The following is a 16,820-nucleotide window of genomic DNA, read 5'->3' as shown; positions in this document are numbered from 1 at the left end:
CATCGAAGGCCGCGCTAGGTGCCCGATTGGTCTCCGCTGTGAGTCGACTGTGGATCGCCGGACAACCTCACGACAAATTGTGTTCTACCCGGCACGCTCTGCACCTCGATCGTGCCGGCGTGTGCCCGCACCACCGCGTCGACGATCGCCAGCCCCAGGCCGGTGCTGCCACCGCGCCGGGAGCGCGACGAGTCGCCCCGGGCGAAGCGCTCGAAGACATCGGGTTGCAGCCAGGCCGGGATGCCGGGCCCGTCGTCGAGGACCGTCAGGACCACCTCGGCCCTGTCGCCGACGGCGAGCGATGTCGTCACCGACGTGCCCGGCGGTGTGTGGGTGCGCGCATTGGCCAGCAGGTTGGCCAGCACCTGGTGCAGGCGCGCTTCATCTCCTGCGACAACGACGGGTTCGTCGGGCAGATCCAGTTCCCACACATGGTCGGGCCCGGCGATGTGCGCGTCGCTGACCGCATCCACGACGAGCCTGGTCAGGTCGACCGCTTCCTGTTGCAGTGGCCGCCCGGCGTCCAGGCGGGCCAGCAGCAGCAGATCCTCGACGAGTTGGGTCATCCGTTCGGTTTCGGACTCGACACGGTTCATCGCGTGGGCGACGTCGTCGGGAAGCTCCCGCTGTTTCCGTTGTGCCAGTTCGGTATATCCGCGGATGGCCGCCAACGGGGTACGTAACTCGTGGCTGGCGTCGGCGACGAACTGCCGCACCCGCGTCTCGCTGGCATGCCGCGCCGACAGCGCCGCGGCGATGCGGTCGAGCATCCGGTTCAGCGCGGCGGACAGCTGTCCGATCTCGGTGTGGGCGGCGGCCGGATCGACCTTGACGATCGGAGTGGGCAGCCGCACCTCGCCGCGGTCGAGCTCCAGATCGGCGACCTGTTGGGCGGCAGCGGAAACCCTTGCCAGCGGCTCGAGTTGGCGACGGACGATGACAACCCCCGCCGCGCCCGCAGCGACCAGAGCAATGGCCCCGACGACGCAGAAGATGACGAACACCCACAGCAAGGTGTCGTCGACGTCGGCGGTGGGCAGGCCCGTGACGATGGTCTGGCCCGGGTGATGAACCACCGAGCTCACCACGCGATAGCGGCCGAGCCCGTCGAGATCGACTGTCCTGGGCCGCATGTCGGCGGGTTGTTCGGCGAGCTGTTCGGCTGCGGCGCTGGAGATCTCGGCGCGGGCACCGTCGGCCGTGATGACACCTGCCTGCGCAGCGGTGCCTTCGACGACGACGGCACCGACGGTGCGGATCGCCTGCCCCGGTGCGTTCAGGAACTCCGGCCCGGGTCCGTCGTCGATCTCACCGATGACCGGGGGTCGACCGGGAACGGGCGGCCGGGGCCCGGCCCGTCGATCGCGCGGCCCCATCATGGGCGGCGCCATGCCCGGCGGTGGCGGCGGCCCGAAGTCGAAGATCACCGCCGATCGCTGGCCCGCTTCGACGACCTGCTCGTCGAGCTGATTCATCAGGAAGCGTTGCAGCGCGAACTCCGTCGCGATTCCGATCCCGGCGCACACCACCGCCAGGAGCAGGACCTGGGTGACCAGCAGGCGCGTCCGCAGCGTCCAGCTTCGTGGATCACGCAGCAGGGCCCGGCTGTGGTCAGCGCGCGGGCTTGAGGACATATCCCGCACCGCGCAACGTGTGGATCATCGGCTCTCGCCCGCTGTCGATCTTCTTGCGCAGGTAGGACACATACAACTCGACGATGTTGGATCGGCCGCCGAAGTCGTAGCTCCACACCCGATCCAGGATCTGAGCCTTGCTCAACACCCGTTTGGCGTTGCGCATCATGAAACGCAGCAGCTCGAACTCGGTGGCGGTCAGCGAGATCAGATCGCCGGCACGCGTCACCTCGTGACTGTCCTCGTCGAGCACCAGGTCTCCGACGACGATCTTGGCGCCGCCCGTCTCGGTGGTCACCCCGGTACGCCGCAGCAGCGCCCGCAGCCGCAGCACGACCTCCTCGAGGCTGAACGGCTTCGTCACGTAGTCGTCACCGCCGGCGGTCAGGCCGGCGATGCGGTCTTCCACCGAGTCCTTCGCGGTGAGCAGAAGCAAGGGCAGACCCGGCTTCTGCTCGCGCAGTCTGCGCAGCACCTCCAGCCCGCTCATGTCGGGCAGCATCACGTCGAGCACCACCACATCGGGCGGGGTCTCACGGGCCAGCGCGACGGCGGACGCACCATCGGCTGCGGTGGTGATCTCCCATCCTTCGTATCGCAGCGCCATCGACACCAGCTCGGCCAGCACCGGTTCGTCGTCGACGACGAGTACGTGGATCGGGCTGCCATCGGCACGGCGCATCACGACGCGGTCGTCGACCGCGGGTGCAGGGTTGTCAGCCACCGACCCATTATGTGTCCGCGGCCTAGGGGTTCTCTATGCCGTAGCTATGTGCAGGCTGTGAAGATCCGGGCACATCCGATGCTGGGTCGGCTCACAGCTGCTCCACATCGAGCGAGGCCAGTGTGGTGTTCCATGAGCACCGAGCACATGACGTCCGACGACCCGGCGTGGGGCAGCCCTGCGGAGGCGCCGCGACGATGGGGCAGGCGCGAGACGGCCGCTGCTGTGGGAATCGCGGCTGTCATCGCCGGACTGGGCGGTGCCGCGATCTATGCGGCAACCGGCCAGTCCTCACCGCACCTGGGCCCCGCCGCACATCAGGCGTTTCCAGCGCCGGGCGCCCCACAGCCGGGCGGCCCGCCGTGCGCGCCGGGACCGGCTGACCCCGGGACCCCGCCGCCGCGATAGCTGGTCAGCCACGCCGGGGCCACCCTGACGGGCTGTATCAACACATTTCTCATAACCTGTCCGGATGCGGCGCATCGGCGGAGTCACCGGGTGACCCGTTTTCTCGCGCGTCGGCTCCTCAACTACGTGGTGCTGCTGGGTCTGGCGTCGTTCCTCACGTTCTGTCTGACCTCGCTGACGTTCGAGCCGCTCGACAGCCTGCTCGAACGCAACCCGCGACCTCCGCAGGCCGTCATCGACGCCAAGGCCGCCGAACTGGACCTCGACAAACCGATTCCGCTGCGTTACGCGAACTGGGTGTCGGGGGCTGTTCAGGGGGACTTCGGCACCACGGTCACCGGCCAACCGGTCACCGAGGAACTGTGGCGACGCATCGGGGTCAGCCTGCGGCTGGTGCTCATCGGATCGGTGGTGGGAACAGTCATCGGGGTCGTGGTGGGCGCGTGGGGCGCGATCCGCCAGTACCGGGTGTCGGACCGGGTGATCACCGTGACGTCGCTGCTGATCCTCAGCACGCCCACCTTCGTGATCGCCAACCTGCTGATCCTGGGCGCGCTGAAGGTGAACTCGATCCTCGGCATGCAGGTGTTCGAGTACACCGGCGAGACATCCCCCGATGCGGTCGGCGGCGCCTGGCCGCAGTTCGTCGACCGTCTGCAGCATCTGGTGCTGCCCACCTTTACCCTCGCGCTGGCGTCCATCGCCGGGTTCAGCCGCTATCAGCGCAACGCGATGCTCGACGTGCTGGGCCAGGACTTCATCCGGACGGCGCGGGCCAAGGGGCTGACCCGGCGCCGCGCGCTGTTCAAACACGGCCTGCGCACCGCGCTGATCCCGATGGCCACGCTGTTCGCCTACGGCGTCAGCGCCCTGGTCACCGGTGCGGTGTTCGTCGAGAAGATCTTCGGCTGGCACGGCATGGGTGAATGGGTGATCCAGGGCGTCGCGACCCAGGACACCAACATCATCGCCGCGATCACGGTGTTCACCGGGGCGACGATCCTGCTCGCGGGACTGCTCTCGGATGTGTTCTACGCGGTTCTCGACCCCAGGGTCCGTGTCTCGTGAGCGCGCCCGAGTACCAGTTCGTGTCGCGGCGCACCCTCGTGCTGCGCCGGTTCGTACGCAACAGGCCCGCGGTGGTGTCGCTGATCGTGTTGGCGGTGCTGTTCATCGGCTGCTACGCGATCCCACCGCTGCTGCCCTACTCCTACAGCGATCTGGACTACTACGCGCTGCAGCAGCCCCCCACCACCACGCACTGGTTCGGCACCAACGCGCTGGGCCAGGATCTACTGGCGCAGACGTTGCGCGGGATGCAGAAGTCACTGCTGATCGGTGTGTGCGTGGCGTTCATCTCGACGATCATCGCGGCCACTGTCGGTGCGATCGCCGGCTACTTCGGCGGCTGGCGGGACCGGACCGCGATGTGGATCGTCGACCTGCTGCTCGTCATCCCGAGCTTCATCCTGATCGCGATCGTCACCCCCCGCACCCGGGAGTCCGGCACCATCCTGTGGCTGATCCTGCTGCTGGCGGCGTTCAGTTGGATGATCAGCTCACGCATGGTCCGGGGCATGGCGATGAGCCTGCGTGAACGCGAATTCGTGGTCGCTGCACGGTATATGGGCGTCAGTCACTGGCGCATCATCGTCCGCCACATCCTGCCCAACGTGGCGTCGATCCTGATCATCGACACCGCGCTCAACGTCGGCATCGCGATTCTGGCGGAGACCGGTCTGAGCTTCCTGGGCTTCGGGGTGCAGCCTCCCGATGTGTCGCTGGGGACGCTGATCGCCGACGGCACCCGGTCGGTGACGACCTTCCCGTGGGTGTTCCTGTTCCCGGCCGGGGTGCTGGTGCTGATCGTGTTGTGCGCCAACCTGATCGGCGACGGGCTGCGGGACGCGCTGGATCCCGGCGCGCGGCCCGCGCCGCGTCGTACCCGAAAGGGGCGGGCGATGAGCGCTCGCGCGAAGAGCAGAGGACACCAGTGAGCCTGCTGGAGGTGCGCGGCCTGACGGTGACGTTCCCCACCGACGCCGAACGCGTCGCCGCCGTGCGCGGGCTGGACTACCACGTCGACGCCGGCGAGGTCGTGGCCCTGGTGGGTGAATCCGGCGCCGGGAAATCAGCGGGCGCGATGGCCGTCGTCGGACTGCTGCCCGAGTACGCCGAGGTGGCCGGCTCGGTCCGGTTGCACGGCGACGAACTGCTGGGACTGTCCGATCAGCGGATGTCGCGCATCCGGGGAAACAGGATCGGGACCGTGTTCCAGGACCCCATGTCGGCGCTGACGCCGGTCTACACCGTGGGTGACCAGATCGCCGAGGCGATCCAGATCCACCACCGCGACACCGGCAAGCGGGCAGCGCGCACCCGCGCGATCGAACTGCTCGAACTCGTCGGCATCGCCCAGCCGGAGCGGCGGGCCCGCGCCTTCCCGCACGAATTGTCCGGCGGCGAACGCCAGCGCGTCGTCATCGCGATCGCGATCGCCAACGACCCCGATCTGCTGATCTGTGACGAGCCCACCACCGCGTTGGACGTCACAGTGCAGGCGCAGATCCTCGACGTGCTGCGTACTGCGCGCGACGTGACCGGCGCGGGGGTGCTGATCATCACCCACGATCTCGGCGTCGTCGCCGAATTCGCCGACCGCGCACTGGTGATGTACGCGGGCCGGGCCGTGGAGACGGCTCCGGTCGCCGATCTCTACCGCAGCCGCCGGATGCCCTACACGGCGGGACTGCTGGGCTCGGTCCCCCGCCTGAACGCACCCCAGGGCACCCGCCTGGTGCCGATCCCGGGCGCTCCCCCGTCGCTGGTGGCACTGCCCCCGGGCTGCCCGTTCGCCCCGCGGTGCCCGCTCGCCGTCGACGCGTGCCGGGAGGCCGAGCCGGACCTGGATACAGTCGCACCCGGCCATCAGGTGGCGTGCATCAGGAACGAGCAGGTCGCTGATCGCAGTGCGGCCGATATCTACGGCGTGTCCGCAGCTCCGACACCGGAGACCGATGCCCTCGCCGACGAGGCGGTGGTGCTGCGTGTCGACGGTCTGGTCAAGACATACCCGCTGACCAAGGGAGTGGTGCTGCGCCGCCGCATCGGCGAAGTGCGGGCGGTCGACGGCGTCGGCTTCGAGCTGCGACAGGGCCGCACGCTGGGCATCGTCGGCGAATCGGGGTCCGGCAAGTCGACGACGCTGCACCAGATCCTCGAACTCACCGCCCCGCAGGACGGGACCATCGAGGTGCTCGGCGTCGACGTCGCGACGTTGGACCGACGCGCCCGCAAAGCACTCCGGGGCGACCTGCAGGTGGTGTTCCAGGATCCCGTGGCCTCACTCGACCCTCGGCTCCCGGTCTTCGACGTCCTCGCAGAGCCGTTGCACGCCAACGGCTTCGACAAACTCGACACCGAAGATCGGGTCGGCGAGCTTCTCACCGTGGTGGGATTGCGCCGCGAGGACGCCGGCAGGTACCCGGCCGAGTTCTCCGGAGGGCAGAAGCAGCGCATCGGCATCGCCCGGGCGCTGGCGCTGCAGCCGAAGATCCTGGCGCTCGACGAACCGGTGTCGGCGCTCGACGTGTCCATCCAGGCAGGAATCATCAACCTGCTGCTGGACCTGCAGGAGCGGTTCGGATTGGCGTATCTGTTCGCGTCCCACGACCTGTCGGTCGTCAAGCATCTCGCCCATCGAGTGGCGGTGATGCAGAAGGGCAAGATCGTCGAGCAGGGTGACAGTGAGCAGGTCTTCGCCGACCCGCGCCACCAGTACACCCGCACGTTGCTGGCGGCAGTTCCGCAGCCACTGGCCGATCACAGTTAAAGTCGGTCGGCATGACCTACCTGAGGCCGCGAGCAGACGCACGATCGCACGATCCATCGCTCAGGCGTGTGACCCTGCGACTGCTCGGCATCACGATGGCGGCCACCCTGGTGCTGGCCGGTTGCTCCAGCGGCGACACCGAAGTTCCGTCCGCGGGCGGCAACGCCGAGATCGGCGCCACCGCCGACATCAACCCGCAGGACCCGAGCACGCTGCGCCAGGGCGGCAACCTGCGGCTCGCGTTGTCGGGCTTCCCGCCCAACTTCAACTACCTGCACGTCGACGGCAACCTCGGTGAACTCGGGGCGCTGCTGCGGACCACGCTGCCGCGCGCGTTCTTCATCAAGCCGGACGGGGAGATGACCGTCAACAGCGACTACTTCACCAGCGTCGAGCTGACCAGCACCGAGCCGCAGGTCGTCACGTACACGATCAACCCGCAAGCGACATGGTCCGACGGCACGCCGATCACCTGGGAGGACTTCGCCGCCCAGATCAACGCCACCAGCGGCGAGGACGACGCCTACCTGTTCGCCTCCCCCAACGGCAGCGAGCGTGTCGCGTCGGTGACCAAGGGCGTCGACGACCGGCAGGCGGTCATCACGTTCGCCAGCCACTTCGCCGACTGGCGGGGCATGTTCGCCGGCAACAGCATGCTCGCCCCCAAGGCGATGACAGCCGATCCCGAGGCCTTCAACCGCGGTTTCCTCAACGGTCCGGGGCCCTCGGCCGGTCCTTTCATGATCACCTCGGTCGACCGCGGCGCCCAGCGAATCACGTTGACCCGCAACCCGGACTGGTGGGGCACACCGCCGCTGCTGGACTCGATCACCTACACCGTGCTCGACGACGCGGCCAAGATCCCCGCCCTGCAGAACAACGCGCTCGACGCGGTAGGGCTGGCATCCTTGGACGACCTGGCAATCGCCCGCCGCACCGACGGGGTCTCGATCCGGCGTGCGCCGGCACCGAACTGGTATCACTTCACGTTCAACGGCGCGGAGGGCTCCATCCTGTCCGATCCCGCGCTCCGGGCCGCAGTCACCAAGGGCATCGACCGGCAGGCGATCGCAGCGATCACCCAGCGTGGTCTGACCGACAACCCGGCGCCGCTGAACAACCACATCTACCTGGCCGGCCAGGAGGGCTACCAGGACAACAGCATCGGTTTCGACGCCGAGGCGGCCAAGCGCGAACTGGACGCGCTGGGCTGGCAACTCAACGGCCAGTTCCGCGAGAAGGACGGCCGGCGACTCACGATTCGCGACGTGTTCTACGACGCCCAGAGCACTCGCCAGATCGCGCAGATCGCCCAGAACAATCTGGCCCAGGTCGGCGTCGAACTCGAGTTGATCCCCGTCGCCGGCGGCACCCTGTTCAGCGACTACGTGACACCCGGCAACTTCGACGTCGCCCAATTCGCCTGGGGCGGTGACGCGTTCCCGCTCGCGAGTCTCACCCAGATCTACGCCTCCAACGGTGAGAGCAACTACGGCAAGATCGGCAGCCCCGAGATCGATGCGAAGATCGAGCAGACGCTGTCGGAGCTCGACCCGGAGAAGGCCCGCACCCTCGCCAACGAGCTCGACGAGATGATCTGGGATGTCGGGTTCAGCCTGCCGCTGTTCCAGTCGCCGGGCAACGTCGCCGTGCGCAGCAGTCTCGCCAACTACGGCCCCGCCGGCATCGGGGATCTGAACTACAGCGCGATCGGCTTCATGAAGTAGGGGCCTGACGCATCACCCTCGGCACCGCATCGGGTACCACCGATTCGGCTCTTGCCGCGAAACTGATGCCGCGGACCAGGAGCCGAATCGTCAGGTTTGCCGATAGCGCGTCCAATTCTGCCGAGCGGGAACCGAGTTCATGCACGTTGCCGCCACTGGCCGCCAGGCAGACCCGCAGCGCGGCCTGCTCGCGGGTGTCGAGGATGCTGTGACCGGCAGTGGGGAGTTCGACGAGCACCGAATCCGGAATCAGCTCGGCGACGCGGCGCGCCACGGCGGGCGGTGTGGTCAGGTCGCGGCCCCCGGAGATCACCGCGGTGGGCCAGGAGAAGCCGGGCATGGCCGACACCAGATCGTAGGGTTCGGCGATGAAATCGACGTCTCCGGTTGCGATCTGCCGAAAGGCGACCGCGGGATCCAGCGGTCCGCCGTCGGGCACGGCGCCGTAGTTCAGTTCCCGGTAGGCGATGCGCTCGACGAGGTCGGGCTCGTGATGGTACGGAGTTTGGCGTTCCAGCAGCAGTCTGGTGCCCAGACCCACTGCGGCCCAGAGCCAGTCGTGGCCCGCCAGCAGCAGATCCAGCTGCCGGCGCAGCACCTCCGGCCCGGCGATGCCGTACATGTCCGCGGCCCGCAGCACGGCCGTCGGATCGAGAACGCCGTCGGAGACCAGTCGGCGCACCTTGGCTGCGAGGTCGGCGTCCTCAGGCACCACGCCCTCCCAGAGCACCCGGCGGATCTGCGCCCGGACCTCGTTGATGTCGTCAGCCGAGAGCAGCGGTGAATCGAGCACCATCGTGTGGATCCGTGCCGGGTGTCGTACGCCGAGGCCCGCGGCCAGATAGGTGCCGTACGACGCTCCGTAGACGACGGCCTGATCGACCCGGGCGTCGTCGAGCACTGCCGCGACGTCGTCGACGACCATGTCGACACAAAGCGCTTCCGGGGGCAGGTCGTGGCCCGCATCGTCGTGACGGGACAGACCCACCCCACGGTGCTCGACCATGATGACGTCGAGACCGTCGATGGCCGCGTGCCGCCGCAGCGACCGATACAGCGCGATCGATGCCGCACCTGGGCCGCCGGGGATGACCACCAGTGGATGGGCGGATTTGCGACCGGTCCGCACGTAGTAGAGATCGAACTCCTCGTCACTGCCGCGGCGGATCGGCCTGCGGATCGGGCGCACACCGGCCAGCGAGGCCAGCTTGTCATGTGCCCGGCGCCGTGAGGCGTTCATCGTCATCTCGTTCATTGTGCATGCCGGCAGGGTGCGCGCTCTCGACGGCGGCGAGCGCGCTCGTTTGTACGCAACACGCCGAGCGAGGGCGTGCAGACACGCGCACTCGCGGAAGAAGGGATCTCTAGGTGGCGCGGATGAGGTCGGCGGCCTTCTCGCCGATCAGGACGCTGGGTGCGTGGGTGTGGCCGCGGATGATCGTCGGCATCACCGATGCATCGGCCACCCGCAGCGCCTTGACGCCGCGGACCCGTAGCTGGGGATCGACGACGCTGGCGTCATCGCTGCCCATCCGGCAGGTGCCGACCGGGTGGTACAGCGTGTGGGACAGCGATTCCATTGCCCTGACCAGCGTTTCATCGTCAAGATCAGTGGCGTCCAGCGGACGGGCGATCCTTCCGATGGTGCCCCGCAGCGCAGGGGCCCGGGCGATGTCGGCGCACACGCGCAGTCCGGCCATCAACGCTTCCCGGTCCGCCCCGGCGTCGTCGGTCAGATACCGAGGGTCGACCAGCGGCTTGTCATGGGGGTCGGCGCTGCGCAGGGTGATGGTTCCCCGGCTCTGCGGCTTGAGCAGGATCGGACCCATCACCACGGCGTGGCCGACGTAGGGGTCGCCGATTCCCTCGTCAAAATACGGTGCGGGCGCGAAGATCAGCTCCAGATCCGGTAGCGCCAGATCCGGTCGGCTCTTGATGAAGCCGTAGGCCTCACCGATGTTCGAGGTGAGCATGCCGCGACGACGCACGAAGTAGTTGAGCAGTTCCAGCGGCTTCTGCGCCGCGAACAGCGAGTCATGGGGGACGTCGAAACCCAGTGGTATGACGAGGTGGTCGAGCAGGTTGGCGCCCACTTCCGGCGAGTGCGCAACGCTGACGATGCCGTGCCCGCCGAGTTGGTCGTGGTCCCCGATACCGGAGAGCATCAGCAACTGGGGGGTGTTGATCGCTCCTGCGCACAGCACCACCTCGCGTCGCGCGGTGGCCACCGTACGGCCGCGCGTGCCGTCGAACTCGACACCGATGGCCCGGTCGCCGGCGAACACCACCCGGGTTGCCGTGGCCTCGGTGATTACCTTCAGGTTCTTGCGTTTACGGATCGGCTTCAGGTAGGCGTCGGCGGTGCTCCATCGGGAGCCCCGACGCTGGGTGACGCGCGTCTCGCAGAACCCTTGCGGCTGAGCTTGATTCGGTTCCTCGACCCGATACCCGCATTCCTGCGCGGCGGTCAGCCACGCTGCGGTCGACGCCCGCGGGCTGCGCTGGCGCGAGATGACAAGCGGCCCCGACTCGATGCGCCGCAGGTACGGCTCGAGGTGGGCATGGTCCCATTCCTCGCCCGCGTGCTCGCCCCATTCGTCGTAATCGGCGGCGAACCCCCGCACCCACATCATCGCGTTCATCGACGACGAGCCGCCGAGCATCTTGCCGCGGGGCCAGTAGATCTGTCGTCCCGCAAGACCCAGCTGCGGCTCGGTCATGTAGTTCCAGTCGAGCGGACCGCGCATCAACTGGGCGAAGCCGGCCGGGATGTGGACGAACTTGTCCTTGTCGCGCATGCCCGCTTCGAGCACGACGACCCGCACGGAGGGATCCGCGCTGAGTCGGTTGGCCAGGACAGCCCCGGCAGAGCCCGTTCCCACGATGACGTAATCGGCGTCCACGTCCCGGAGTCTAAACAGCAGGCAGCGGCGAATCGGTCGATCTAGGCGCTCAACTCGATGTGCTGTGCACAGCGGATGCCGCCGTAACGCTGTGGACTGCACGTCAGGATGATGACCTGGCTGTCGCCGGCGACCGCGTCGAACACCTCGGCCATCTTCGTCAGCCGATCGGCGTCGGTGAAGCCGAGCGCATCGTCGATCACCACGGGCACACTGTCCTCCTTGGCCACCAGCGCGGCACCGGCCAGCCGCGCGACGATGCCCAACTGCTCCTTGGCGCCGCCGGACAGCGACTCATACGGCACCGTCCGTCCCGACAGGGTGCGGTGCCCGATGCGCAACTCGCTGTCGACGTCCACCTCGAAGGTCTCGCCGAACACCAGACGGCCCAACCGTTCGACCTCACCGCGAAACGGGTCGACATAGCGCAGCCGCATGGTGTCGCGGTGCCGGCCCATCACCGACCTGAGCAGCTCTGCGGCACGGGCCCGGCGCTGCACCCTGCGGTATTCACCTTCGGCGTGTTCACGTTCGGTTTCGGCGACGTCCAACCTGCCCTTGCGACCCTCGGTGCCGTACACCTTCAGCTGGGTGGCGACCTCGCGCAGCGCCTCGGCAGCCTGGTCGTACCGCACCTGAACCCCCGCGGCGTCGCGCTCGGCGTTCTCGAGTTCAGCGGTGACCGCGGCGGGCTGGTGCTGGGCCAGTTCGTCGCCGAGTTCGGCCACCAAGGCCTGCGCCTTGGCCAGCATCTCGCCGTCCGTCTCGGCCTTGACGGCGAGCTGATCGTCTCCGACGGCTCCGCGCTGGGCGGCGAGGCGCTGTCCCGCGACGTCCAGCTCCGTCTGTGCCGCTTCGAGCTTCTCCTTGGCGCGGGCGGCATGGAGCCCCCGCTGAGCAAGCAGCTTGGCGGCCTCTTCGGCCACCTTCCGATGCGTCTCGCAGTCCCGAACGGCCTGCTGGTGTGCCGCGGTCGCTCCGTCGAGTTCAGCGCGCAGCGTGGCGGAATCCTGCGGGCCGTCCGCGGCGGGGTCCCACAGCCCGTCCTCGGCGGGCAGTGCGGCCTGCAGCGCCGACAGCCGCAGCCGCAGGTTTTCCACGGTGTCGGCCCCGGTCACCGCGCAGAGCACGGACCGGGCTCGCTCGGCTTGAGTGAGAAGGGCGCGGCGGCGCTCGTCGAGCGCGCGCGCGGCGGCGACGTCGGCGACACCGGCCTGCTGCAGGGCGGCGGCCAGCGCGGCCTCGGCGGTGTCGAGCGCCGAACGGGTGGCGGCCGCGGGAGCGCCCGGGGTGACCCGGACGGTCAGCACGCCGGGGACGTCCAGACCCGTCGGTCCGCTGAGCGCGGCGGACCAGGTGCCGCCCGCGGCCAGCGTGACCGGTTCGTCGCCGATGTGCACCTCGAGATCGGTCGCGGCGAGCACTTCGACGTGGGCTGACGCCTGTTCGGCGGCGGCGGCGGCGCGGTCGACGTCGCGTGCGGCGGACTCGATGGTCTGCATCAGCTGATCGGTGAGGGTGATCGTTGCGTGCTGGGACTGCACGGAGTCGAGTTCGTGTTGGTGTGTCTCGATGGTGCTGATCCGGCCGACAAGATGGTCGACCTGTTCGCGATCGGCCAATCGCTGCGCGGCGCTGCGGGCGGCGTCGACGCGGGCCTGGCTGGTTTCCAGCTCCGCCCTCGATCGGACCGCCACCTCGTCGGCAGCCGCCTGAACCTCGGTTGCGGTTGCCAACTCGTCGGCGGCGGTCTGCGACGCCGCTTGCAGCACCACGATCGTCGCCATGCGCTCGTCGAGGTCGGCGCGGGCGCGGCGCCGTTCGGTCAGAGCCGCGAGCGACGCTGCGTGCGTCGACTTCGCCGCATCGGCCAGGACGGTGGCCCTGTCGAACTCGCCGCGCAACGTCGCGACCGCCTCGGCTGCGGCCCGGGCACGCACCAGTCGCTCTGCGGCACAGGTGCTTTCGACGGACAGTGCCGCCAACTCACCGGTCAGGTTCGTGTGCCGGCGCACTGCGTCGTCGACCTCGGCGATCGACGCGGCGCACCTGGCGACGTCCTCGTCGGCAGCCCGCAACCTGTTGGCTGCAGCGGCCCATTCTCCGGTGGGGCGTCCCGTGGCCGTGAAGTAGCGGCGGAACTCCTCGTCGATCCGGTCGATCAGCAGGGTGTCCACGTCGCCGCGATTCGCCGCCGCGGAGTCCGGGTCGTCCACCTCGCCGGCGACCACGTCGAGCGCACGGGACAGCGCGTTGCACCCGGACAGATCCGCTGCCGAGGTCGGCGCCGACTGCAGCACCCGTTGCGCCTGCCACAGGTCCAGGTCGACGGTCTCGGCGAGCATCGCGCGCACCTTCTCGTGCGCTTCGTCCCCGGTGAGTTGGGCGCGCCGCGGCGCCAGCAACGTCAACTCCGTCTCGGCGCGCTTGTGGAAACGCTTGCGGTACACGAATCGATAGGGACCGGTGGAGATCTCGGCGGTGACCTCGGCGCCGACGTCGGCGTGGGTCGGCTTGACCTGCTTGACTTCCTTCTTGGTCGAGCGGTCCTTGGCCTCCAGCAGCAGATCGAGCGCCTCGAGCATCGACGTCTTACCGATCTCGTTGGCGCCGCTGACGATGACGACGCCGTGATCCGGAAACTCGATGTCGCGGTGGGTGATTCCGCGGTAGTTCGTCAGGGTCAGACGATGCAACTTCACGCCGCACCTCCCTCGGCAAGACGCAGCAGCAACGCCAGTGCGGCCCTCGCGTCCTCGGCGTCCTCACCGGCGGAGCGTGCGGTGGCCACCAGCTCGTCGACCGCCGCGACCGCAAAACCGCCGATGCCGAGGTCGTCGAACTCGCCGTCGGCGGGCATCACGGCGATGTCGGTCTGCTTGTCCCACGGCACGAGCGCGGCGAACAACCGTGCATACCGGTCCAGGCAGGCATCCAGCGCCGCCCGGTCGGTGACTGTCAGCGACCCGGTGAGACCCAGCCGGATCACCGTGCGCTCCTTGTCGGGCATCAGGTCGAGATTGATGTCCAGGTCCGCGATGTCGCGACTGGTGTCCACGGCACGGCGCAGCGAGACGAACCGCCAGGCGCCGATCCGGCGGGCGTCGACCTCGACCGACCGCACTGGATCGGCCTCGTCGATGTCGACGACGAGCACCTGCCCCGGGTCGGGTTCGATGTCGTCGTAGTTCGTCACCTCGGGCGAGCCGGAGTACCAGATCCGGCCGGTCGAGCCGACGTTCATCCGGGAGTGCTTGTCCCCCAACGCCACATAGTGCACCGCACCTCGGTTGATGGCCGCCTCGAGCGCTGCCAGCCCGATCAACGACGCCCTGTCCTTGTCGGGAACCAGGATGTCGACCGCTCCGTGTCCGACGACGATGCGGGTGACCCCGTCGGCGGGCAGCGCGTCGAGCACCTCAGCGACCAGATCCGTGGTCGGCGCCTTCGAATGCCACGGCGCGGCGACCAATTCGAGCCCCGGGCGCACCTCGTGGACGCCGGGACGGTCCAGCACGATCACGTTGTCGGGTCGTTCCGCGGTGAACAGCGCACTGGTGTATACCGACCCCGCGTCCAGCGGGTCGTGATTCCCGGGAAGCAGGTAGACGGGCACCTTGACACCGCGCATCGCCTCCAACGACTGGCTCACGTCGCGCGGCGCCAACTGGTTGTGCTCGAACACATCTCCGGCCACCACGACGAACTCGGCGGCCACCTCTTCGGCGAGCGGACCGAGCGCGGTGACCGCGGCCCGGCGGGCGGCCGAATAACGGGGCTGCGCCTCCTCGCTGAGGAAGTGACGGGTCATGCCGAGTTGCCAGTCGGCAGTGTGCAGAAACCGCATCTCAAACCCTCCTCTCCATCAGTTCGTGATCGGGCAACGCGAGTCTAGGGCGGGCCGCCGACAAGTCCCGGGACGCGCACCGGCATGGCCTACCGTTATCCGGATGACGACGACCATTCGCACGCTGCTTCTGCTCCGACACGCCAAATCGGACTATCCGTCCGGCGTCGACGACCACGACCGCCCGCTGGCGGAGCGGGGTGTCCGGGAGGCCGCGGTGGCCGGCGATTGGATCCGGGCCTATCTGGGCGACAACTCCGAGGTGGACGCGGTTCTGTGCTCGACGGCGACGCGCACCCGACAGACACTGGAGCGGACGGGCATCACCGCCCCCGTGCAGTACGTGGATCGACTCTACAACTCGACGCCCGGGGTGGTCATCGACGAGATCAACGGCGTCCGGTCCCGGTTCGCCGGCGATATCGGCGATCACGGCGAGCTCGCCACACTGCTCGTCGTCGGACACGAACCGGTGATGTCGGGTCTGGCACTCAATCTGGCGAACGAGCAGACGGCCGACAGTGCTGTCGCCCAGGAGATCTCGGCGAAGTTCCCCACGTCGTCGATCGCGGTGCTGCGTACTGCCGCACCGTGGGATCAGCTCGCGCTCGGCAGCGCCGAACTCGTCGACTTCCACATCGCGCGCTGAGCGCGCAAGACGGCAGGGCGCGCTAAGCGCGGGTGGCCAGCGTCAACTCCATCAGCTTGATCGCCATTCCGCAGGCGTCGATGCCGGGCGACTGAGGGTTGACCCACCAGCCGACGACGCCGGCGGCGTCGCTGGCGACCCCGCACGCCCCGTTGGGGTCGTTGGGCCGCATCACGATCGACTGGATGCCGGCGATCGACCGGCTCTCGATCTGATACTCCAACTGTTCGGCGGTGGAGCGTTCGTTGTCCAGGTCGCCCAGTTCGAACCAGAAGCGGGTGATGTCGACCAGGCCGGCGGGATTGGCCGCCTGCCACCGACAGACCGCACCGACGAACGTGCTCTGGATGTCCAACGGATCGGCCCCGACGGTCTCGGCGAGGATGTCCTCGGTGAGCACGTCGCATTCCTTCAGCAGGTTCGGGTACTGGCGCTCCGAGTCGTTGTTGCGGGGCACGTTTCCGCTGCCCGCCTGTGCCGCCGTGCCCTCGACGGTCTGCGTGCACCCGGTCAGCACGACCAGGCCGGCCAACGCCCCGGCCAGGGCCCGACGGGCGCTCACCGGGAGTTCACGATCGACTGGCGGGTGAGTTCGGTCGCGACGTCGCACGCGTCCGGGAACGGCGGCTGGGCGTAGCTGATGGACCACTCGATGAAGTCGTCGTCGAACTGGATACCGATTTCGCAGAGGTTCACCGCACCCGTGGTGAGGTCTTCGTTGACCCCCATGAAGCCATCGTGGCCTTCGATGCTGATGTCTTCGACGCTGGTGCGGGACAACTCGATGGTCTTGCGCTCACGGCCGATCGGGCTGCCGCGGAACCAGGTGAAGGAGAAGTGCGGACCGAGGATGCTGCCGCCGGCCAGCCACTGGCAGCCCACCGACGTCTGGGCGGTGTTCACCAGACCGGGCACCTGGGTCTGCTTGATGATCTCCTCGTCGCTGATGCCGCCGCATTGGGGGAAGAACGGTCCGTGCGCGATCTCCTGCTGCGGAGCGTCGGTGGCGGGCACTTCCGGGGATGCCGGGTCCGAATCCGAGCACCCGGCGACCACCGTGAGCATGGCCGCGGCGGCCACGGCCAGCGCCCCGCGC

General features: G+C 68.5%; 14 protein-coding genes. 6 read left to right on the top strand and 8 right to left on the bottom strand.

Annotated elements, in window-relative coordinates; translation table 11 throughout:
- Nucleotides 1-14 precede the first annotated feature (14 nt).
- Together ABDC78_RS25000 and ABDC78_RS24995 are read right to left on the bottom strand one after the other, a co-directional pair.
- A complete protein-coding gene (locus ABDC78_RS25000; RefSeq protein ID WP_178357903.1) occupies nucleotides 15-1,634 on the bottom strand; it encodes a HAMP domain-containing sensor histidine kinase in 1,620 nt (539 codons plus the stop codon).
- Nucleotides 1,612-2,316 (bottom strand): response regulator transcription factor, encoded by a 705-nt coding sequence (locus tag ABDC78_RS24995; protein WP_178358061.1) that lies wholly within the window; start codon nucleotides 2,314-2,316, stop codon nucleotides 1,612-1,614. Before ABDC78_RS24995 ends, ABDC78_RS25000 begins: the two co-directional genes overlap by 23 nt.
- A gap of 174 nt (nucleotides 2,317-2,490) precedes the next feature.
- On the opposite strand from ABDC78_RS24995, the gene ABDC78_RS24990 reads away from it, so the two are divergent.
- The 5 genes from ABDC78_RS24990 (at nucleotide 2,491) to ABDC78_RS24970 (ending at nucleotide 8,325) form a co-directional block, all read left to right on the top strand.
- Nucleotides 2,491-2,766, top strand: coding sequence for a hypothetical protein (locus ABDC78_RS24990; protein ID WP_256735938.1), 276 nt, complete (start codon nucleotides 2,491-2,493; stop codon nucleotides 2,764-2,766).
- Between the two features lie 90 nt (nucleotides 2,767-2,856).
- Entirely contained in the window at nucleotides 2,857-3,834 is a 978-nt protein-coding gene (locus tag ABDC78_RS24985; protein WP_178357904.1) for an ABC transporter permease, read from the top strand.
- Nucleotides 3,831-4,763: an ABC transporter permease gene (locus ABDC78_RS24980; protein WP_178357905.1), complete on the top strand. Its 933-nt coding sequence runs from the start codon at nucleotides 3,831-3,833 to the stop codon at nucleotides 4,761-4,763. Before ABDC78_RS24985 ends, ABDC78_RS24980 begins: the two co-directional genes overlap by 4 nt.
- Nucleotides 4,760-6,598 carry an ABC transporter ATP-binding protein gene (locus tag ABDC78_RS24975; protein WP_178357906.1) on the top strand — a complete coding sequence of 613 codons (1,839 nt, stop codon included), beginning with the start codon at nucleotides 4,760-4,762 and terminating at the stop codon, nucleotides 6,596-6,598. Before ABDC78_RS24980 ends, ABDC78_RS24975 begins: the two co-directional genes overlap by 4 nt.
- A 95-nt stretch (nucleotides 6,599-6,693) precedes the next feature.
- Nucleotides 6,694-8,325, top strand: a complete 1,632-nt coding sequence (locus ABDC78_RS24970) for an ABC transporter family substrate-binding protein (protein ID WP_256735950.1) — start codon at nucleotides 6,694-6,696, stop codon at nucleotides 8,323-8,325.
- On the opposite strand, the gene ABDC78_RS24965 is transcribed toward ABDC78_RS24970, so the two are convergent.
- The 4 genes from ABDC78_RS24965 to ABDC78_RS24950 all read right to left on the bottom strand — a co-directional run bounded on the left by ABDC78_RS24965 (nucleotide 8,315) and on the right by ABDC78_RS24950 (nucleotide 15,075).
- Nucleotides 8,315-9,571 carry an alpha/beta fold hydrolase gene (locus ABDC78_RS24965; RefSeq protein ID WP_178357908.1) on the bottom strand — a complete coding sequence of 419 codons (1,257 nt, stop codon included), beginning with the start codon at nucleotides 9,569-9,571 and terminating at the stop codon, nucleotides 8,315-8,317. The genes ABDC78_RS24970 and ABDC78_RS24965 overlap by 11 nt on opposite strands.
- A 118-nt stretch (nucleotides 9,572-9,689) precedes the next feature.
- A complete protein-coding gene (locus ABDC78_RS24960) occupies nucleotides 9,690-11,228 on the bottom strand; it encodes a GMC family oxidoreductase N-terminal domain-containing protein (RefSeq protein WP_178357909.1) in 1,539 nt (512 codons plus the stop codon).
- A gap of 41 nt (nucleotides 11,229-11,269) precedes the next feature.
- A complete protein-coding gene (locus ABDC78_RS24955; protein WP_178357910.1) occupies nucleotides 11,270-13,930 on the bottom strand; it encodes an AAA family ATPase in 2,661 nt (886 codons plus the stop codon).
- Nucleotides 13,927-15,075, bottom strand: a complete 1,149-nt coding sequence (locus ABDC78_RS24950; RefSeq protein ID WP_178357911.1) for an exonuclease SbcCD subunit D — start codon at nucleotides 15,073-15,075, stop codon at nucleotides 13,927-13,929. The genes ABDC78_RS24955 and ABDC78_RS24950 overlap by 4 nt, the downstream gene beginning before the upstream one ends.
- A gap of 103 nt (nucleotides 15,076-15,178) precedes the next feature.
- On the opposite strand from ABDC78_RS24950, the gene ABDC78_RS24945 reads away from it, so the two are divergent.
- Nucleotides 15,179-15,724, top strand: a complete 546-nt coding sequence (locus ABDC78_RS24945; protein ID WP_178357912.1) for a histidine phosphatase family protein — start codon at nucleotides 15,179-15,181, stop codon at nucleotides 15,722-15,724.
- Between the two features lie 22 nt (nucleotides 15,725-15,746).
- Here the strand turns inward: ABDC78_RS24945 and ABDC78_RS24940 are convergent, their stop codons facing one another.
- Together ABDC78_RS24940 and ABDC78_RS24935 are read right to left on the bottom strand one after the other, a co-directional pair.
- A complete protein-coding gene (locus ABDC78_RS24940) occupies nucleotides 15,747-16,286 on the bottom strand; it encodes a DUF3558 domain-containing protein (RefSeq protein WP_178357913.1) in 540 nt (179 codons plus the stop codon).
- The gene (locus tag ABDC78_RS24935) at nucleotides 16,283-16,789 is read right to left on the bottom strand and encodes a DUF3558 domain-containing protein (RefSeq protein ID WP_178358063.1); all 507 of its coding nucleotides are present in this window, start codon (nucleotides 16,787-16,789) and stop codon (nucleotides 16,283-16,285) included. The genes ABDC78_RS24940 and ABDC78_RS24935 overlap by 4 nt, the downstream gene beginning before the upstream one ends.
- Nucleotides 16,790-16,820: the final 31 nt, after the last annotated feature.

It is taken from the genome of Mycobacterium sp. DL (genome assembly GCF_039729195.1).
Classification (GTDB): Bacteria; Actinomycetota; Actinomycetes; order Mycobacteriales; family Mycobacteriaceae; genus Mycobacterium; species Mycobacterium hippocampi_A.
This window is presented reverse-complemented; position numbering and strand designations above follow the sequence as displayed.